A 19,281-nucleotide genomic window follows, 5' to 3' on the forward strand; every position below is an offset into this window, starting at 1 on the left:
TGATGATCGGTGAGATCGGCGGGGACGCCGAGGAGCGGGCCGCGGACTACATCAAGGCCAACGTGAGCAAGCCGGTCGTCGGTTACGTCGCGGGGTTCACCGCCCCGGAGGGCAAGACCATGGGGCATGCCGGGGCGATCGTCTCCGGCTCGGCCGGGACCGCCCAGGCCAAGAAGGACGCCCTGGAGGCCGCGGGCGTCAAGGTCGGCAAGACACCCAGCGAGACCGCCGCGCTGATGCGGGAGCAGCTCGCGCAACTGCAGCACGGCCCCCTCGCTGCAACGGCCGGAGGGCGCGCGTGACCCCCGCACCGCTGCGCTACGACGTCAACCTCTCCATCCTCTTCACCGAGCTGCCCCTGCTGCAGCGGCCCGCGGCCGCAGCCGCGGCGGGGTTCGACGCGATCGAGCTCTGGTGGCCGTTCCCCGACCCTGCCCCCGCCGACCACGACCTGGACGCGCTGCGCACCGCGATCACCGACGCCGGGGTCCGCCTGGTGGGGCTCAACTTCGACGCCGGCGACATGGCCGCGGGCGACCGCGGGCTGCTCTCCCGCCCGTCGGACAGCGCCCGGTTCCGGGCCAACGTCGACGTGGCCGTCGGCTTCGCCGCCTCGCTGGGCTGCACCGTCCTCAACGCGCTGTACGGCAACCGCGACCCGGACGTGACCGTGCCGGTGCAGCGGGAGCTCGCCACGGAGAACCTCGTGATGGCCGCGGCGGCCGCGGAACGCGCCGGGGCGACGGTCGTGATCGAGGCGCTCAACAGCTACGAGAGCCCGCACTACCCGATCACCTCGTCGCAGAAGGCGCTCGACCTCGTCGACTACCTGAAGGTCGTGCACGGCGTGCCGAACGTGGGCTTCCTCGCCGACCTCTACCACCTGGCGCGGATGGGCGAGCCCGTCGAACGCCTCGTCGAGCTGCGTGGCCACCGGTTCGGCCACGTCCAGATCGCCGACCCGCCCGGTCGCGGGCAGCCGGGCACCGGCGAGCTCGACTGGGACGCCGTGCTCGATCGGCTCGCCGCGAGCGGCTACGAGGGCCACGTCGGGCTCGAGTACAAGCCGGTCGGCCCGAGCGCCGAGAGCTTCGCCTGGCTCCCCCACCACCTCCGTTCCGCGACCGTCGAGGAGATCGCGTGACCACCATCGGGTTCATCGGGCTGGGGATCATGGGCGGCCCGATGGCCGCCAACCTGGTCGCCGCAGGCCACACCGTGCTCGGCCACGACACCCGGCAGGCCGCCGCGGAGCGGCTCGTCACCGCGGGCGGCAAGTACGTCGACTCGGTGGCCGCGGCGAGCGCGGCGGACGTCGTGATCACGATGCTGCCGGACTCGCCGCAGGTCGAGGAGGTCGTCCTCGGCCCGGGCGGGGTGCTGGAGCACGCGGAGCCCGGCCTGCTGCTGGTCGACATGAGCACGATCCGGCCGGACACCTCGGTGGCCGTCGCCGCCGCGGCGAAGGCGCGCGGCGTCCGCGCGCTCGACGCACCGGTGAGCGGTGGCGAGAAGGGCGCGATCGACGGCGTCCTGTCGATCATGGTGGGCGGCGACGCCGAGGCGTTCCAGGCGGCCCGGCCGGTGTTCGAGGTGCTCGGCACGACGATCGTGCACGTCGGGCCGAGCGGCGCGGGCCAGACCGTGAAGGCCGCCAACCAGCTCGTGGTGGGAGGCATCTACGCGCTGGTCGCCGAGGCCATCGTGCTGTTGGAGGCCTCCGGCGTGGATCCCGGCCCCGGGCTCGACGTGCTGGCGGGCGGGCTCGCCGGCAGCCGGATCCTCGACCTCAAGCGGAAGTCGATGGTGGCGAGGGAGTTCGCCCCCGGCTTCCGGATCGACCTGCACCACAAGGACATGGGCATCGCGATCGCCGCGGCGCGGGAGGCCGGCGTCGCCCTCCCGATGACCGGCCTCACCGCCCAGCTCATCGCCGCCGCCCGCGCCCAGGGCCACGGCTCGCTCGACCACTCGGTGCTGCTGAAGGTGCTGGAGAACGTCTCGGGAAAGGCTGCCCAATGACCCGGATCCCCTGCATGGAAGCCGTCGCCGCGGTGCTCGAGTCGGAGGGCGTCGACACCGTCTTCGGCATCCCGGGCGCCGCGATCCTGCCGCTGTACGCCGCGCTGCGGAAGAGCGGCATCCGCCACCTCACCGTCCGGCACGAGGAGGGCGGCACGCACGCCGCCGACGGGTGGGCCCGCGCCACCGGCAAGGTCGGGGTGTCGATCGGGACCTCCGGCCCCGCCGGTACCAACATGATCACCGGGCTGTACACGGCGCAGGCCGACTCCATCCCGATGATCTGCATCACCGGCCAGGCGCCCCGGGCGAAGCTGCACCAGGAGGCGTTCCAGGCGGTCGACATCGTCGAGATCGCCAAACCGGTGACGAAGTGGGCGGTGCAGCTCAAGGAGCCTGCGCAGGCGCCGTGGGTGTTCCGCGAGGCGTTCCGGATCGCCCGCTCCGGCCGGCCAGGGCCGGTGCTCATCGACCTGCCGCTCGACGTGCAGAAGGGCACCTGCGTCTACGACCCCGCCCTCGACGCCCCGCTCCCCGTCGACGTCCCGCTGCCGCGGCCGCAGCCCGTCGCCGCGGCCGTCCGGATGCTGCTCGACGCCGAGCGTCCGATCATCCTCGCCGGCGGCGGTGTCATCGGAGCGGAGGCGTGCGAGGAGCTCCGGATGCTCGCCGAGCACCTGCAGGTGCCGGTGCAGGTCACGCTGATGGGCAAGGGCGCGTTTCCCGAGGACCACCCGCTCTTCGCCGGCATGGCCGGCATCCAGACGCAGACGCGCTGGGGCAACGCGGCGTTCCTGGAGAGCGACCTCGTGCTCGCCGTCGGGGCCCGCTTCGGCGACCGGCACACCGGTGACCTGGAGACCTACCGGCGCGGGCGCCGGTTCGTCCACGTCGACATCGAGCCGACGCAGATCGGCAAGGTCTTCGAACCGGACCTCGGGATCGTGGGCCACGCCAAGCCCACCCTCGCCGCGCTCGCCGAGCACGCTCGCCACGCCTCACCCCCACACGCACCGGGGCGCTGGGTGGAGCGGGTGGCCGGGCTGCGCGGCACGCTGCTGCGCCGCGACGACTTCGACGACAAGCCGATCAAGCCGCCGCGCGTCTACCGGGAGCTGAACCAGGGGTTCGGGCCGGACACCACGTTCGTCACGGCGATCGGGCTGTACCAGATCTGGTCCGGCCAGTTCCAGCAGACGTTCCGACCGCGGCACTACCTCGTGTGCGGGCAGGCGGGCCCGCTCGGCTGGGAGGTCCCGGCCGCGATCGGCGTGAAGTGCGCCTTCCCGGACAAGCAGGTGGTGGCCGTCGTCGGCGACTACTCCTTCCAGTTCCTGATGGAGGAGATCGCGGTCGCGGCGCAGTACCGCATCCCGTTCGTGATCGTCATGGTGAACAACGAGTACCTGGGCCTGATCCGGCAGGCCGAGCTCGGCTACGACATGAACTACGCGGTCGACCTGCACTACGGGGAGGGCGGCATCGACCACGTCACCCTCATGCAGGCCTTCGGCTGCCCGGCCCGGCGCGTGGAGCAGCCGGACGAGATCGCCGACGCCCTCGCGTGGGCCTCCCTCGAGTCAGAGGCCCAGCAGTTGCCCGTACTCGTCGAGATCATGGTGGAACGGGAGGCCAACGCGGCGATGGGCCCGTCCCTCGACGCCATCACGGAGTTCGAGCCGGTGCCGGACCTGGTTCCCGTGTCCGACTGAGCCCTCCGTTCCGGCGAACTCATTCCGCCCGAACGGGACGCCGGCGTGGCGCAACGGCCCACCGCGGGAAAGGCTGACGTGACGCAGCCGGACGCGGAGGGGAAGGGCGCCGATGGGTACCACGGAGGAGGCATCCGAGTCGTCCGGTGCGGCCGGTCCTCCCGGCCGCACCAGGCTCGCGGACTGGCTGCTCCAGCACCGCGTCGAGTCCGTGGCGGGGCCGGCGGCGAAGGCGACCCACCACGAGGACCACGCGTGGTGGAAGGTCATGTGCCTCACCGGCGTGGACTACTTCTCCACCCTGAGCTACCTGCCCGGCATCGCCGCGCTCGCCGCCGGGACCGTCTCCCCGCTCGCGACAGCGCTGATCGTGCTGCTGACCCTGTGCGGGATGCTGCCCATGTACCGGCGCGTCGCCGCCGAGAGCCCGCACGGGCAGGGCTCGGTGGCGATGCTGGAGCGGCTGCTCCCGTACTGGAGCGGCAAGCTGTTCGTGCTCGCGCTGCTCGGTTTCGTCGCCACCTCGTGGATCATCACGATCACGCTCTCCTCGGCGGACGCCACCGCGCACGCCGTCGAGAACCCGTTCCTCCCGGGGTGGCTCAGCGACCAGCAGATCGCGATCACGGTCGTGCTGCTGCTCGTGCTCTGCGGGCTGTTCCTCGCCGGGTTCCGGGAGGCCGTCGGGGTGGCCATCCCGCTCGTCGCGGTGTTCCTGCTGCTCAACGCGATCGTGGTGGCGGCGGGAGCGGTCGACCTCGTGGCCGACCCGGTGCCGTTCGAGCGCTGGGTCGACGCCCTGCTCGCCTCCGGCGGGATCGGCAGCGCCGCGTGGACGGCGGTGCTCGCGTTCCCGCTCCTCGTGCTGGGGCTGTCCGGGTTCGAGACCGGCGTCAGCATGATGCCGCTCGTCCGGGCCGACGGCGAGACGGACGAGGAGCACCTGCGCGGGCGCATCGCCAACACCCGCAAGCTGCTCACGGTCGCTGCCGTGATCATGAGCGGGTACCTGATCGTGACGACCCTGATCACCACCGTGCTCGTTCCTCCCGAGCAGTTCGCCCCGGGCGGCGCGGCGAACGGGCGCGCACTGGCCTACGTGGCCCACGAGCTGCTCGGCGACGCGTTCGGCACCGTCTACGACATCAGCTCGATCCTCATCCTCTGGTTCGCCGGGGCGTCCGCGATGGCCGGGCTGATCAACATCGTGCCGCGCTACCTCCCGGGCTACGGGATGGCCCCGGAATGGGCGCGGGCGGTCCGGCCGGTCGTGCTCGTGTACACGGCCGTGTCGATCCTCATCACCGTGCTGTTCCGGGCCGACGTCGACGCCCAGGCGGGCGCGTACGCCACCGGGATCCTCGCGATGATGGTGTCGGCTGCGATCGCCGTGACGGTCTGGGCACGGCGCAAGCGGCGACCGCTCGCCGTCGCCGGCTTCGGCACCGTGACCCTCGTCTTCGCCTACGCGCTCGTGGACAACGTCATCGAGAAGCCGGACGGGATCGTGATCTCGGCGGCGTTCATCGTCGGGATCATCGTGGTCTCGTTCCTCTCCCGCATCACGCGGACCACCGAGCTGCGTGCCGGCGAGATCGGGTTCGATGCCACGGCCCGCCACTACATCGACTCCTGCATCGAACGTGGCGAGCTGCACATCATCGCGAACAAGCGGCAGGCCGGTGACCTCGCCGAGTACCGCGACAAGGAGCACGAGCAGCGCACCCTCAACCCCATCCCCGACGAATGCCCCATCGTGTTCCTCGAGGTGGAGGTGAGCGACCCGTCCGAGTTCTCCCGTGACCTGCAGGTGCGCGGGGTGGACGTCGAGGGCTACCGCGTGCTGCGCACCGAGAGCCCCGCCGTCCCGAACGCGCTGGCCGCGGTCGCCCTGACGATCCGCGACGAGACGGGCAAGCGCCCGCACCTGCACTTCCAGTGGTCGGAGGGCAACCCGCTGCTGCACCTGATTCGCTACATCCTCCTCGGCCAGGGCGAGACGGCCCCGGTCACGCGCGAGATCCTCCGCGAGGCCGAGAAGGACCTGGGCCGCCGCCCGGTGGTGCACGTCGGAGGTTGAGCCCCTTCCCCGCGCGGCCCTCCCTGCGCGTTCCGGGCGGGCACCCCTCAGGAGGCCGCGGCCACCTGTTGGTTGAGCAGGTCCGCCACCGCGGTGATGGCCCGGAGGGTCGGTACCTCGGCACCGGTGAGGTCCGCCAGCTCCACGACCGCCGTGAGCAGCACGTCGAGCTCCATGGGGCGGCCGCGCTCCAGGTCCTGCAACGTGGAGGTCTTGTGCTCTCCGGTCCGCTCGGCGCCGGCGAGCCGTTTCTCCACCGAGATCTCGGGTCGGCAGCCGAGGCGGTGGGCCACCTCCAGCGTCTCCTCCATCATCTGCGCGACGAGCGCGCGCGTGCCCGCGTGCCGGCAGATGCCTGCCATCGTCGCGCGCGTCAGGGCGCTGAGCGGGTTGAACGCGATGTTGCCCATCAGCTTGATCCAGATGTCGCACCGCAGGTCGCGTTCCACGGGGCACTTCAGCCCGCCGGCCACCATCGCGTCCGCGAACTCGGTGCAGCGCGCGGAAATGCTCATGTCGGGCTCGCCGATCGAGAAGCGGGTGCCCTCGAGGTGCCGGACCACGCCGGGTGACTCGATCTCGGTGGCCGCGTAGACGACGCAGCCGAGCGCGCGGTGCAGCGGCAAGGCCCTGGTGACCGCGCCGCCCGGGTCGACGCTCTCGATCCGGTGCCCCTCGTACGGGCCCGCCAGCTCGTGGAAGTACCACCAGGGAATGCCGTTCTGCGCGGCGATGATGGTAGTGCGCTCGTGCAGCAGCGGCGCGACCATCGGGCCGGCCGCCGCGTAGGCGTTGGCCTTGAACCCCAGGAAGACGTGGTCGACCGGACCGATCTCGGCCGGATCGTCCGTGGCGTTCGGGTGGGCGGCGAAATCCCCCCGCGGACTGCGCACCTGCACCCCCCGCTCTCGCAGCGCCGCGAGGTGCGGCCCCCGGGCGACGAGGTGCACATCCGCACCCGCCCGGCTGAGGCTCGCTCCCACGTACGCGCCGATCGCACCCGCTCCCAGCACAGCAACCTTCACGTCGGGCTCCCGTCCTCGGTGACTGTGCATGCAGTATGCAGTATGGAGTCTACGAACCGTCAAGGTTCGGCTTGCTTCCTCTGGACAACGGGCGAGCCGTGGAGTACCAAGACAGCCATACCGTATGCAGTAGACAGGCCGTCGAGCTCCGCGGCGGTGACGACGAGGAGATGCTTCCCAATGACGCAGACGATCCCCGGGCGTGCCTCGAGCACCGGGGTCGCCGATCCACCCGCCGCGAAGCACGCCCGGCCGGGCGAGGAAGTCGTCGCGCTCTTCGGCGACGGGGCGTTCACTGCAACGCGCCCGGGAATCGGGTCTGCCCTCACTCATCAACGTGTGGGTCGATCCCGACGTATATGCCCCGGGCACCATGAACCAGACCATGTACAAGTGATCGGGGGCGGTAGATGAGTGCGCTCGAAGGTATTCGCGTCCTGGACATGACCCACGTCCAGTCGGGCCCGTCGGCCACCCAGATCCTGGCCTGGCTCGGCGCCGACGTGGTGAAGCTCGAGGCTCCCACCGGGGACATCACCCGCCAGCAGCTGCGGGACCTGCCCGGCGTCGACAGCCTCTACTTCACGATGCTGAACTGCAACAAGCGCAGCATCACGCTCAACATGAAGAGCGAGGAGGGCAAGCAGCTGTTCATCGAGCTGGTGAAGAAGTCCGACGTTCTCGTCGAGAATTTCGGGCCCGGCGCGGTCGATCGCATGGGATTCACGTGGGATCGGCTGCAGGAGCTCAACCCCGGCTTGGTCTACGCGTCCATCAAGGGTTTCGGGGAAGGCCCGTACACGCACTACAAGGCCTACGAAGTGGTGGCCCAGGCGATGGGCGGCTCGATGAGCACCACCGGTTTCGAGGACGGTCCGCCGACCGCCACCGGCGCGCAGATCGGCGACTCGGGCACGGGCATCCACACCGTCGCGGGAATCCTCGCGGCACTCGTGCAGCGGGCCAGCACGGGGCGCGGTCAGCGCGTCACGGTGGCGATGCAGCACGCGGTGCTGAACCTGTGCCGGGTGAAGCTGCGCGATCAGCAGCGCCTCACCCACGGCCCGCTCGCGGAGTACCCGAACGAGCAGTTCTCCGACGAGGTGCCGCGGTCGGGCAACGCATCCGGTGGCGGCCAGCCGGGCTGGGCGGTCAAGTGCGCCCCCGGCGGCCCCAACGACTACATCTACGTGATCGTGCAGCCGCCGGGCTGGGCCCCGATCGCGAAGCTCATCGGCAGGCCCGAGCTCGCCGACGACCCCGAGTGGGCCACGCCGGAGGCCCGGCTGCCGAAGCTCGACAAGATGTTCCAGCTCATCGAGGAGTGGTCGTCCCGGCTCTCGAAGTGGGACGCGCTCGCCGAGCTGAACGCCCTGAACGTGCCGTGCGGCCCGATCCTGTCCACCAAGGAGCTGATCGAGGACGCTTCGCTGGTCGACAACAACATGATCGTCACCGTCGACCACCCCGAGCGCGGCGCGTTCAAGACCGTCGGCTGCCCGATCAAGCTGTCCGACTCCCCGGTGAAGGTCGAGACCTCGCCGCTGCTCGGCCAGCACAACGAGGACGTGTACGTGCGCGAGCTGGGCGTCGACCCGCAGCGCCTCGCCGAGCTCAAGACGAACGGAGTGATCTGACGATGGGAGCCGAGTACGCCGCTTCCGGGTACGACAAGGAGGCCGTACGCGACGTCCTCGACAAGGCGCTGGCCGAGGGGCGGGACTCGCTCACCGCCCCGGAAGGCCGCCGCGTCTGCGAGGCGTACGGCATCCCGACGCCGGGCGAGGGCCTGGCCAGCACGGCGGACGACGCGGTACGCCTCGCCGCCGAGCTGGGCGGCGAGGTCGTGCTGAAGATCGTGTCGCCGGACATCCTGCACAAGACCGAGGCCGGTGGGGTCAAGGTCGGTGTCTCCGGGGACGCGGAGGTCAGCGCCGCGTTCGACGAGATCGTCGCCAACGCCAAGGCCTACAAGTCCGACGCCGCCATCGACGGCGTGCAGGTGCAGCAGCTGCTCCGCGGCGGCCAGGAAGTGATCATCGGGTCCACCACGGACCCCACGTTCGGCAAGGTCGTGCTCTTCGGCCTCGGCGGCGTGCTGGTCGAGGTGCTCAAGGACGTGACGTTCCGGCTCGCACCGGTCGACGCCGGCACCGCCCGCGGGATGATCGACGACATCAAGGCCGCCGAGGTCCTCAAGGGTGCCCGCGGGGCGGAGCCCGCCGACGCCGGCGCGCTCGCCGACATCATCAAGCGGCTCTCCGACCTGGTCACCGACTTCCCGCGGATCCGCGAGTTCGACCTGAACCCGGTGTTCGCCCGTCCCGACGGTGCATCCGCCGCCGATGTCCGAATCCTGCTGGACGCCGAGGAGCCCGCCCAGCCGGTGCAGTACAGCCAGGAGGAGATCCTGGCGACGATGAACCGGTTGATGCGGCCGAGCGCGGTGGCCGTCATCGGGGCGTCGTCCGAGAACGGCAAGATCGGCAACTCCGTGATGAAGAACCTCATCAACGGGGGTTACGCCGGCGAGATCTACCCGATCAACCCGAAGGCCGACGAGATCCTCGGGAAGAAGGCCTACAAGAGCATCGGCGACGTCCCCGGCGACGTGGACGTGGCGGTGTTCGCCGTGCCGGCCAAGTTCGTGCCGCAGGCACTGCGCGAGGTCGGCGAGAAGAACGTCCCGGCCGCGGTGCTGATCCCCTCCGGGTTCGCCGAGACCGGCAACCACGAGCTGCAGGACGAGATCGTGAAGATCGGCCGGGAGCTGGGCGTGCGCCTGCTCGGACCGAACATCTACGGCTACTACTACACGCCGCAGAACCTCTGCGCGACGTTCTGCACCCCGTACGACGTCAAGGGCGGCGTCGCGCTGACGTCGCAGTCCGGCGGCATCGGGATGGCGATCCTCGGGTTCGCCCGCACCACGAAGACGGGTGTCTCGGCCATCGTCGGCCTGGGCAACAAGTCCGACCTCGACGAGGACGACCTGCTCACCTACTTCGAGCAGGACGACGACACCAACGTCGTCGCGATGCACCTCGAGGACCTCAAGGACGGCCGGGCGTTCGTCGACGCGGCGCAGCGGATCACCAAGAAGAAGCCGGTGGTCGTGCTGAAGGCCGGCCGCACCGCTATGGGCGCCCGGGCCGCGGGCTCGCACACGGGCGCGCTGGCCGGCGACGACAAGGTCTACGACGACATCCTGCGCCAGTCCGGGGTCGTGCGGGCGTACTCGCTGAACGACATGCTCGAGTTCGCCCGCGGCATCCCGGTGCTGCCCACGCCGAAGGGCGAGAACGTCGTCATCATCACCGGCGCGGGCGGATCCGGCGTGCTGCTGTCCGACGCCATCGTCGACAACGGCATGTCGCTGATGGAGATCCCGCCGGACCTCGACGAGGCGTTCCGCAAGTTCATCCCACCGTTCGGCGCCGCGGGCAACCCGATCGACATCACCGGGGGCGAGCCGCCGTCGACCTACGAGGCCACGATCCGGCTGGGCCTGGAGGACGACCGGATCCACGCACTGGTCCTCGGCTACTGGCACACGATCGTCACCCCGCCGATGGTCTTCGCCGAGCTCACCGCGCGCGTCGTGGCCGAGGCGCGGGAGAAGGGGATCGAGAAGCCGGTCGTGGCGTCCCTCGCCGGGGACACCGAGGTGGAGGAGGCGAGCACCTACCTCTACGACCACGGGATCGTCGCCTACCCGTACACCACCGAGAAGCCGGTGGCCGTGCTGGGCGCGAAGTACCGCTGGGCCCGCAGCGCCGGGCACATCTAACAGAACCAGGCCGGCGCTGACCGGCTCGGACCGGTCGGCCCGGCCGGCTCCCCGGGGATCTCGCCCACCCGCCGGGGAGCCTGCCGGGTCGCCCGGCGACCGCATGACCACCGCAGGCGAGGAGGCAGAGCAGGGCCCGGGCAGTCAAACCACAGGAGATCCCAACGGAGAGGTCCCAGAAGTGACGACTTCCAAGCAACCTGACGCCGGCCTGCCGGCCACGGCTGCCCAAGCAGGCAGCGAACGAGTGTGGCGGGCGGGCGGCCTCGAACCGATGCCCATCCGGAAGCTCCCGGAGGCGCCACCGTCCGTCCACCTCATCGGCCCGACGGTCTTCCTCGTCGCACTCGGTGTGGGGATGGGCGAGTCCTACATGTGGCCCCGGCTGGTGCTGCTGTTCGGGCCCGAGATCCGGTGGCTGTTCCTCATCGGCGTCACCCTGCAGGCGTTCGTCCTGCTCGAGATGGCGCGCTACGCGATGGCGACCGGGGAGAGCATCTTCACCGGCGCGGCGCGCATCTTCAAACCGATCATGTGGTTCTTCTTCACGATCGCGATCCTGATCTACATCTGGCCAGGACACCTCTCGGCCGGGGCGAGCGCCTTCGAACAGGCGACCGGCATCCCCTGGCAGGTGGCCGCGATCATCGGCATGCTGTTCGTCGGCACGCTGTTCACGCTCGCCAAGGTGGTCTACAACCTCGTCGAGAGCGTGCTGGGGATCCTGATCGGTGTGCTGGTGCTCGGCACGGCCGTGATCGCCTCGCTCGTCGGCACGTGGGGCGACCTCGCCACCACGATCACCGGGATGTTCGCGTTCGGTTACATTCCGGCTGAGGCGAACACGGCGGAATGGTTCCCGGTGATCGTCGGCTCGATCGCGTTCGCCGGCCCGTCCGGCATGCAGCAGATGTGGTACACGCTGCACCTGCGCGACAGCGGCGCGGGCATGGGCGCGCACATCCCCCAGCTGCGCGGTCTGCGGGGCGCGGGCGAGGAAGAGGAGCAGCCCTCCCGCGGCTTCATGTTCGACACGGACGACCCCGAGGAGATGGCCAAGTGGCGCGGCTGGCGGCGCTGGGTCACGTTCGACGCGATCCTGCTGTTCTGGGGTATCACCATGCTGGTCACGATCTCGTTCACCGTGCTGGCACAGGCCGCGGCGCGGCAGAGCCCGGACGTCGTGGCGCTGCTCCGCGACGGTGACCGGTCGGCCGCGCTGCAGGCGATGTCCGACTCGTTCGGCTCGATCGGCATGCCCGCGCTCGGCACCGTGTTCCTCGGGTTCATCGCGCTGATCGGTCTCAACGCGACGCTGGGTCTGTTCGACTCCTTCGCCCGGGGGCAGGCGGACATGACCTACCACTTCATCCCGGGGGCGAAGCGGTTCCGGATGGCCCACCTGTACGCCGGGTTCCTCTGGGGTGTGATCATCTTCGGGATCTGCATCCTGCTGTGGGGCCCGGCCGACGGCCCCGCGGCGATCCTGGACATCCTCGCGTTCCTGTCCACGTTCGCCATGGGCGCCTACTGCATCGTGCTCCTGCTGGTGAACAACAGGCTGCTGCCCAAGCCGATCCGGCCGAAGATCTGGACGAACCTCATCATCGGCTTCGGCGCCTTCTTCTACCTGGGCATGCTCTTCTACAGTCTGGTCCGCTTCGGAGTGATCGTGAGCTGACATGTCGATGAACCAGGTACGTCAGGTCGCCGAGGCCGCGGTCCCGGGCGCCGTGATCGGGGTGCTCGCCGGTGCCGTCGTCGGCGTGATGGCCGCGCTCGTCGGCCAGCCCGTCGGCTGGGCGCTGACCGGTGCCGTCGCGCTCGGGATACCGCTCGCACTGCTCGGTGGCGGCTACGGGGCCGTCGTCGCGCTCGGTCTGGTCAGGCCGGGCGTGTTCACCCCCGCGGCGGTCCTCTGGCTGGTGGGGTTCCCGTTCGCGCGGCTGCTGCACGAGACGATCACCCCGGTTCTGCTCGGCGGGAGCCCGACACCGCCGGAGAGCATCCCGACGTTCCTCGCGTTCCAGGCGCTGATCAGCCCTGGCTTCGCGATCGGCTTCGTCTGGCTGTTCGAGCGGCTCACGCCGGCGTGGCTCGCCGGCATCAAGGACCACAACCCGGTCGCGGAGCGGGTATACGCCCGCTATGCGGTGCACGCAGCGGCGCTCTGGGAGGCGCGAGAGCGCAGGCGCGCTCGCCGCCGGCCCACGGCGGCGACCGGAGCGGCCGCCAGAGGGAGGCAGTCACGGTCCTCGTAGCTCTCGACGTCGCGGCGGAGCCGATGCCCTCACCGGCAGGCTCCGCCGCGACGGGGCCGGCGGGTTCGACGGACCACATAATCGAGACGCAGCGCCTGTCGAGGCCTACCGTCGGTAGGAAGGTCCGCCGTTCCGGTGGCCCTTGCCTGCCCAGGTGGGCGCAGGACGCTGCGGGATTGGATCAGTGATCGTGTCACAGGAATTGGACAGCGGGGTCCGCACCGCGTCGGGTGCGAAGGCGCCGCCCGGCTCGTCCTCTCGGCTCTCCCAGTTCCTGCAGCAGCGTGTGCTCCGCGGCCGCACGCTCCTGTGGGCCTCCCTCATCCTGGTGCCGGTGGCCGTCGTCGCCCGGCTCCTCGAGATGGACGACGTCTCGCTGTTCCTGCTCTCGGTGCTGGCGCTGATCCCCCTCGCCTGGATCATCGGCGAGGCCACCGAGCAGGTAGGGGAGTACACGGGACCCGCCATCGCCGGCCTGCTCAACGCGACGTTCGGCAACGCGCCGGAACTCATCATCTCCTTGTTCGCGGTGAGCAGCGGCCTGTACGAGGTCGTGCGCGCCTCGCTGGTCGGCAGCGTGATCGGCAACCTCCTGCTCGTGCTCGGCTGCTCGCTCGTCGCCGGGGGCCGGGGACGCATCGGGCGCCGCAGCGCGTACAGCGCGGTGGGGATGGTGGCGCTGGCCATCGTCCTGTTCGGGGTCTCGTCCGGGGTGACCGGGCCGATCGACCCTAGCGCGTCGGGCACCAACGGGATCGCGATCGCGGTGGCCGTCGTGCTGTTCGCCACCTACTGCGCGGTGACCGTCCGCTCGGTGCTGCAGGAACGCCGTAGACATCGTGAGGAGGGCACGGAGGGCGACCCGGAGTGGTCGCTGCCCAGAGCGGTGGTCACGCTGGGGCTCGCGACCGTCGCCACGGTCGCCGTCTCGGAGGTGCTCACCAGCTCCATCGAGGAGTTCGGCGCGGCGGCGGGGCTCTCCGACATGTTCGTCGCTGCGGTCATCGTCGCCATCGCGGGCAATGCCGCCGAACACGGCGGCGCCGTGGTGATCGCGGCCCGGGGCAACGTCCTGCTCGCCGCGGAGATCGGGTTGCAGTCCGCCGCGCAGGTGGCCACCGGCCTGATCCCCGCGGTCGTGCTGCTGTCGCTGGTGATCAGCCCGCTGCCGCTCGTCTTCACCCCCGTCGAGTTCATCGGCATGGCCGTTGCGACGCTCCTGCCGGCATTGCTGTTCATGGGCGGCCGGACCACCCGCGGGCACGGCATCGCGCTCTGCACGGCCTACGCCGGCGTCGTCGCGGCCTTCTTCTTCGCCGTGGGGTAGCCGGGCAGGCAACCGACCGACGTACCCGAGCGCCCGCCCTCGCCAGGGCGGGCGCTCGCGTGTGCGGAGCCGTTGGAGGCCTTCTCCCAGGTCCGGTGGAGCGGCTCGGTCACGCCGGCGGGATCAGGCGCGGGGTGTCTTGTCGTCCACCTCGGGGTCGTCGTTCTTGGGATGCTGCCGCACCGTCGTGGCGCCACGCTGCATGCCGAGCACGCTCACCACCGGGCCGAGGGCCACCTGGCCGAGCCCGCAGATCGACGTCTTGCGCATCACCATCTCGAGCTCGAGGATCCGCTCGCGGCCGGCATCGTCGAGGCCGCCGCTGTCGATCGCCTCCGTGAGCAGCGTGTGCGCCTTCGTGGACCCGACCCTGCACGGCACGCACTTGCCGCACGACTCGTTGCGGAAGAAGCGCAGGACGTTCGTGGACGCGGCCAGCAGGTCGGTGCCCTCGGCGATCGCGACCAGCGCCCCCGAACCGAGCATGGACCCGGCGTCGGCGAGCGTCCCGAAGTCGAGCGGGACGTCGAGCTGGTCGGGCCCCAGGAAGTTGGACGACGCGCCACCGGGCTGGATGGCCTGCAGCGCGGCGCCCCCGGCCATGCCCCCGGCCTCGTCCAGGAGCGCGCGGGCGGTGGTACCCATCGGCACGCAGTAGACCCCGGGCCGCTCGACGTGCCCGGACACCGCGAAGAACTTCCAGCCCACCGACTCGCCGACGCCCTGGTCGCGCCACCACTGCGCGCCCCGCTCGACGATGACCGGCACGTCGGCGAACGTCTCCACCGAGTTCATCAACGTGGGCCGTCCCCACAGCCCGTGCACGCCCGGGAACGGGGGCTTGTTGCGGGGTTCGCCGCGATGGCCCTCCATCGCCTCGATCAATGCCGACTCCTCGCCGAGGATGTAGCCACCGGGCGAGGTGAAGATGTCCAGCTGCAGCGTGCGGCCGCTGCCCAGCACGTCGGTGCCGAGCAGGCCTGCCGCACGGACGGCCTCGATCTCCGCCCGCAGCACGCGCTCCTCCGGCCCGTACTCGTGGCGGATGAACACGTACCCCTGCTCGGCCCCGGTGCAGACCATGCCGAGGAGCAGCCCCTCCAGCACCAGGTGGGGCTCGTCGGCGAGGATCTGCCGGTCCTTGAAGGTGCCGGGCTCGGACTCGTCGGCGTTGCAGACGGCGTACTTGAGGCCGGCGGGCTGGTCGGCGACGAGCTGCCACTTGCGGCCGGTCGGGAAGCCCGCACCGCCCATCCCGCGCAGCCCGGAGTCGGTGACGGCCGCGATCACCTCCTGTGCGGTCCGCTCGCCGGTGAGCACCGAGCGGAGCACCCGGTAGCGCTCCTCCCCCGGCGCGTACGGGTCGTTGGGCCACGGCTGCGCCCGCCCCGACGGGGTGGGCTCGGCCTCGCCGAGATCGTCGGCGCGGGCAGCGGCCACGAGCGCGTCCGTGTCCTCCAGCGCGGCCGGGTGCTCGTTGACCGCGACGGCGGGCGCGATGTCACAGCGACCGAGGCAGGACACCTCGGTGAACTCGACGTCCGCGTCCCCGTCCAGCCCGGCCGCCACGTCCGCCAGCTTCGCGTCGGCGCCGGCCAGCCAGCAGGTGAGGTCGTGGCAGCCGTGCACGGCGACCTTGGCCGGCGGGTCGGTGCGGAAGTGCGGGTAGAACGAGATGAGTCCCTCGATCTCGTAGAGCGGGCGGCGCAGCTCGCGCGCCAACGTCACGAGCTCCTCGCGCGGCAGCCACCCCAGCCGCGCCTGGATCGCGTTCAGCTCCGGGATCAGGCTCGGCCCCGGGAACTTCCCGGCGCGCGCCTCGACACCCGGCACCTTCGCCGCTGTCATCGCATGGCTCCGATCACGTCGAGCTGCACTGCCCGTCTACCGTATACCGACGGCGTGGTTCAGTCCTCGGACCTGCTGCTGTCCTGCAGGCCCGCGGAGATCATGTCCATCACCGACGAGTCGGCCAGCGTGGTGACGTCACCGATCTCGCGGTTCTCCGCCACGTCGCGCAGCAGCCGGCGCATGATCTTGCCGGAGCGGGTCTTCGGCAGCTCGTCGACGACCATGATCTGGCGCGGCTTCGCGATCGGGCCGATCTCCTTGGAGACGTGGTCGCGCAGGGCCTTGATGGCGTCGGCGCCCTTCGCCTCGTCCTGGGCGACGTTACCGCGCATGATCACGAACGCGACGATGCCTTGCCCGGTGGTGGCGTCGGACGCGCCGACCACGGCCGCCTCGGCCACCGTCGGGTGGCTCACCAGCGCCGACTCGACCTCGGTCGTGGAGATGCGGTGCCCGGACACGTTCATCACGTCGTCCACCCGGCCGAGCAGCCAGAACGCGCCGTCGTCGTCGTACTTGGCCCCGTCACCGGCGAAGTAGTAGCCCTGCTCGGCGAACCGCGACCAGTACGTCTCGCGGTAGCGCTCCTCGTCGCCCCAGATGCCGCGCAGCATCGACGGCCATGGCTCGTCCAGCACGAGGTAGCCGCCGTTGCCGTGCCCGACCGGCTCGCCCGCGTCGTTCACGATCTCTGCGCTGATCCCCGGCAGCGGGCGCATCGCGGAACCCGGCTTCGCCGCCGTGACACCGGGCAGCGGAGAGATCATGATCGCGCCGGTCTCGGTCTGCCACCAGGTGTCGACGATCGGGCAGTTGTTGCCGCCGATGTTCTCCCGGTACCACATCCAGGCCTCGGGGTTGATCGGCTCGCCGACGCTGCCGAGCACCCGCAGCGACGACAGGTCGTACTTCGCCGGGATGTCGGTGCCCCACTTCATGAACGTCCGGATCAGCGTGGGCGCGGTGTAGTAGATCGAGACGCCGTACTTCTGGATGATCTCCCAGTGCCGGCCCTCGTGCGGCGTGTTCGGGGTGCCCTCGTACATCACCGACGTCGCCCGGTTGGCGAGGGGCCCGTAGACGATGTAGCTGTGCCCGGTGACCCAGCCGATGTCGGCGGTGCACCAGTAGACGCTCTCGCCCGGCTTGTGGTCGAACACGACGTTGTGGGTGTAGGCGCACTGGGTGAGGTAGCCCCCGGCGGTGTGCAGGATGCCCTTCGGCTTCCCCGTGGTGCCCGAGGTGTAGAGGATGTAGAGCGGCTGCTCGGCGTCGAACGCCTCCGGCGTGTGCTCCTCCGACTGCTTGTCCACGATCTCGTGCCACCAGATGTCGCGGCCGTCGGTCCACGGCACGTCGATCTCGGTGCGCTTGACGACGAGCACGTGCTCGATCGTGGGCGTCTCGGCGGTCGCCTCGTCGGTGTTCGCCTTCATCGGCGCGGGCTTGCCGCGGCGGTACTGCCCGTCGGAGGTGATGAGCAGCTTGGCCTCGGCGTCCTCGATGCGCGCCTTGAGGGCACCCGGTGAGAACCCGCCGAACACGACGCTGTGCATCGCGCCCAGCCGCGCGCACGCGAGCATCGAGAACACGGCCTCGGGGATCATCGGCAGCTGGATGGCCACGCGGTCGCCCTCGCCCACGCCCAGCTCGATCAGCGCGTTGGTGGTCTTGCACACCTCGCGCTGCAGGTCGGCGTAGGTGATGGTGCGGGTGTCGCCGGGCTCGCCCTCCCAGTGGAAGGCCACCTGCTCGCCGTACCCGGCCTCGACGTGCCGGTCCACGCAGTTGTAGGCCACGTTGAGCCTGCCGCCGACGAACCACTTCGCGAACGGGGCGTCCCAGTCGAGCACCCGCTCCCACTTCCGCTCCCAGTGCAGCCGCTCGGCCTGCTCGGCCCAGAACACCTCGCGGTCGGCGTCTGCGCGGTCGTACCAATCGGCCGTGGCGTTTGCCTGCGCGGCGAACTCGTCGCTCGGCGGGAAGCTCCGGTTCTCGGTGGACAGGTTGCTCAGCGTGGCGTGTTCCTCGGCCATCAGTGCCCTCCTGGTCCTGGGCGTCGCGCCGGGCGCCCGCGCCCGGCTACACATGCTTTCTGTTGGACGCTAGTGCGCCGCCCGGCGGGGCGCACCGTCGGTCCGGACAGGTCGGGCCGTTTCGCCGGACGGTCGGCGGACGGCCGACCGGCGGCGGGCCTGCGGCACCCGTGGCCCGTCGCCGGGACGACCGTCCGGCGCACGGGCCGGACGGTGGCGAGCCCCGACACATGCACTCTCATACCCCGTGTCGCCCGCCACCACGACCCGCGGGCCGATCGGAAGGTGACAGCATGCGTGCGTGGCCGTGACCGCCGATCCACTCGCCCCGCTACTCGACCTGCCGGGGGTCCCGGACGCCGTGGGCCGGGCGCGGGACGCCCTGGTCACCGTGCACAACCACCCGGTCAACCGGCGGGGATGGCCGGCGAGCGCGGCCGAGGCGAGCCTGCGCGCCGCGCGCGCGTCCGCCGCACTGGACGGGGCCGCGCTCGCGGCGGGTGACACCGTGGCCGACCCCGTGCTCGCCGGTGCCGTCCGCGCGGCCGAGGAGTGCGGGCGGCTGCTCGGCGCCTGGCGGAGCTCTCCGCTGCAGGCGCTGGCCCGGCTGCACGTCGTGGCCGCGGCCGATCTCGTGCCGGTGGACCGGCACGAGGCGGAGCTGGGCAGGCCGCGGCCCGTCGACGAGCTGGCCGCCCGGCTCGGCGTCCTCGCCGACCTCGTCACGGGGGGCACGCGCGTGCCGGCTCCGGTGCTCGTGGCGGTGGTGCACGGCGAACTGCTCGCGCTCCGGCCCTTCGCGGCCGGGAACGGGGTGGTGGCGCGCGCCGCGGCCCGGCTCGCCGCGGTGGCCGCTGGTCTGGACCCGAAGGGGCTCGCCGTACCGGAGGTCGGGCACCTGCGCCATGCCGCGCAGTACCGCGCCGCGGCCGCCGGGTTCGCCGCGGGCAGCGGTGAGGGCGTACGGCAATGGCTGCTGCACTGCTGCGCGCAATGGGAGGCGGGGGCGCGGGAGGGAACGTCGATCGCCGACGCCCGCGCCTCGGGACACTAGTGCCCCCCGCCGGAAGTCCGCCGAATAATTCGGCGGCCCAGCCCCACGCTGCGCGCACCGGCCGACGTCCCGAGTACGCCCGGTACGAGGGCCGCCGCCCGGCACACGCAGCGAGAACCTGGA

13 protein-coding genes and 1 pseudogene are annotated in these 19,281 nt (G+C 71.1%); 11 read left to right on the forward strand and 3 right to left on the reverse strand.

Translation table 11 applies throughout. The annotated features are described in order from the left end of the window. The 5 genes and pseudogenes from ABEA81_RS41635 to ABEA81_RS41655 all read left to right on the forward strand — a co-directional run. Positions 1 to 302: pseudogene (locus tag ABEA81_RS41635) on the forward strand (hypothetical protein); the annotation flags it as partial. After that, positions 299 to 1,144: a hydroxypyruvate isomerase family protein gene (locus ABEA81_RS41640; RefSeq protein WP_345613470.1), complete on the forward strand. Its 846-nt coding sequence runs from the start codon at positions 299 to 301 to the stop codon at positions 1,142 to 1,144. The pseudogene ABEA81_RS41635 and the gene ABEA81_RS41640, both read left to right, overlap by 4 nt. Next, positions 1,141 to 2,022 (forward strand): 2-hydroxy-3-oxopropionate reductase, encoded by an 882-nt coding sequence (locus tag ABEA81_RS41645; protein WP_345613472.1) that lies wholly within the window; start codon positions 1,141 to 1,143, stop codon positions 2,020 to 2,022. The genes ABEA81_RS41640 and ABEA81_RS41645 overlap by 4 nt, the downstream gene beginning before the upstream one ends. A gap of 14 nt (positions 2,023 to 2,036) precedes the next feature. Next, complete coding sequence (gene gcl / locus ABEA81_RS41650) at positions 2,037 to 3,734, forward strand: glyoxylate carboligase (protein WP_345613474.1); 1,698 nt, start codon at positions 2,037 to 2,039, stop codon at positions 3,732 to 3,734. 112 nt (positions 3,735 to 3,846) lie between these two features. Further along, positions 3,847 to 5,814 carry an APC family permease gene (locus ABEA81_RS41655; RefSeq protein WP_345613475.1) on the forward strand — a complete coding sequence of 656 codons (1,968 nt, stop codon included), beginning with the start codon at positions 3,847 to 3,849 and terminating at the stop codon, positions 5,812 to 5,814. A gap of 47 nt (positions 5,815 to 5,861) precedes the next feature. Here ABEA81_RS41655 and ABEA81_RS41660 read toward each other — a convergent pair whose 3' ends face one another. Then, on the reverse strand, positions 5,862 to 6,839 hold the full coding sequence (locus tag ABEA81_RS41660) for a 2-dehydropantoate 2-reductase (RefSeq protein WP_345613477.1): 978 nt from the start codon (positions 6,837 to 6,839) through the stop codon (positions 5,862 to 5,864). Between the two features lie 410 nt (positions 6,840 to 7,249). Here ABEA81_RS41660 and frc point away from each other — a divergent pair, with 410 nt between their 5' ends. The 5 genes from frc (at position 7,250) to ABEA81_RS41685 (ending at position 14,217) form a co-directional block, all read left to right on the forward strand. Next, on the forward strand, positions 7,250 to 8,476 hold the full coding sequence (gene frc / locus ABEA81_RS41665) for a formyl-CoA transferase (protein ID WP_345613479.1): 1,227 nt from the start codon (positions 7,250 to 7,252) through the stop codon (positions 8,474 to 8,476). Positions 8,477 to 8,478: 2 nt separating this feature from the next. After that, entirely contained in the window at positions 8,479 to 10,629 is a 2,151-nt protein-coding gene (locus tag ABEA81_RS41670; RefSeq protein WP_345613481.1) for an acetate--CoA ligase family protein, read from the forward strand. A gap of 274 nt (positions 10,630 to 10,903) precedes the next feature. Further along, a complete protein-coding gene (locus tag ABEA81_RS41675; protein ID WP_345613483.1) occupies positions 10,904 to 12,310 on the forward strand; it encodes an Nramp family divalent metal transporter in 1,407 nt (468 codons plus the stop codon). Positions 12,311 to 12,317: 7 nt separating this feature from the next. Then, positions 12,318 to 12,890, forward strand: coding sequence for a hypothetical protein (locus ABEA81_RS41680; RefSeq protein WP_345613485.1), 573 nt, complete (start codon positions 12,318 to 12,320; stop codon positions 12,888 to 12,890). Between the two features lie 190 nt (positions 12,891 to 13,080). Further along, a complete protein-coding gene (locus ABEA81_RS41685; protein WP_345613487.1) occupies positions 13,081 to 14,217 on the forward strand; it encodes a calcium:cation antiporter in 1,137 nt (378 codons plus the stop codon). 123 nt (positions 14,218 to 14,340) lie between these two features. Here the strand turns inward: ABEA81_RS41685 and ABEA81_RS41690 are convergent, their stop codons facing one another. Together ABEA81_RS41690 and acs are read right to left on the reverse strand one after the other, a co-directional pair. Beyond that, positions 14,341 to 16,065: an NAD(P)H-dependent oxidoreductase subunit E gene (locus ABEA81_RS41690; RefSeq protein ID WP_345613489.1), complete on the reverse strand. Its 1,725-nt coding sequence runs from the start codon at positions 16,063 to 16,065 to the stop codon at positions 14,341 to 14,343. Between the two features lie 59 nt (positions 16,066 to 16,124). Beyond that, positions 16,125 to 18,104: an acetate--CoA ligase gene (gene acs, locus ABEA81_RS41695; RefSeq protein WP_345613491.1), complete on the reverse strand. Its 1,980-nt coding sequence runs from the start codon at positions 18,102 to 18,104 to the stop codon at positions 16,125 to 16,127. A 301-nt stretch (positions 18,105 to 18,405) separates the two neighbouring features. Between acs and ABEA81_RS41700 the strand changes: the two genes are divergently transcribed. Beyond that, on the forward strand, positions 18,406 to 19,158 hold the full coding sequence (locus tag ABEA81_RS41700; RefSeq protein WP_345613493.1) for an oxidoreductase: 753 nt from the start codon (positions 18,406 to 18,408) through the stop codon (positions 19,156 to 19,158). Positions 19,159 to 19,281 lie beyond the last annotated feature (123 nt).

Source organism: Pseudonocardia adelaidensis (assembly GCF_039543345.1).
In the GTDB taxonomy this organism is placed as follows: Bacteria; Actinomycetota; Actinomycetes; order Mycobacteriales; family Pseudonocardiaceae; genus Pseudonocardia; species Pseudonocardia adelaidensis.

Coding starts and splice junctions, on each gene's coding strand:
- ABEA81_RS41680 (WP_345613485.1), top strand. CDS start 12,318: ATGAACCAGGTACGTCAGGTCGCCGAGGCCGCGGTCCCGGGCGCCGTG.
- acs (WP_345613491.1), bottom strand. CDS start 18,104: ATGGCCGAGGAACACGCCACGCTGAGCAACCTGTCCACCGAGAACCGG.
- ABEA81_RS41655 (WP_345613475.1), top strand. CDS start 3,847: ATGGGTACCACGGAGGAGGCATCCGAGTCGTCCGGTGCGGCCGGTCCT.
- ABEA81_RS41670 (WP_345613481.1), top strand. CDS start 8,479: ATGGGAGCCGAGTACGCCGCTTCCGGGTACGACAAGGAGGCCGTACGC.
- ABEA81_RS41690 (WP_345613489.1), bottom strand. CDS start 16,065: ATGACAGCGGCGAAGGTGCCGGGTGTCGAGGCGCGCGCCGGGAAGTTC.
- ABEA81_RS41675 (WP_345613483.1), top strand. CDS start 10,904: ATGCCCATCCGGAAGCTCCCGGAGGCGCCACCGTCCGTCCACCTCATC.
- frc (WP_345613479.1), top strand. CDS start 7,250: ATGAGTGCGCTCGAAGGTATTCGCGTCCTGGACATGACCCACGTCCAG.
- gcl (WP_345613474.1), top strand. CDS start 2,037: ATGGAAGCCGTCGCCGCGGTGCTCGAGTCGGAGGGCGTCGACACCGTC.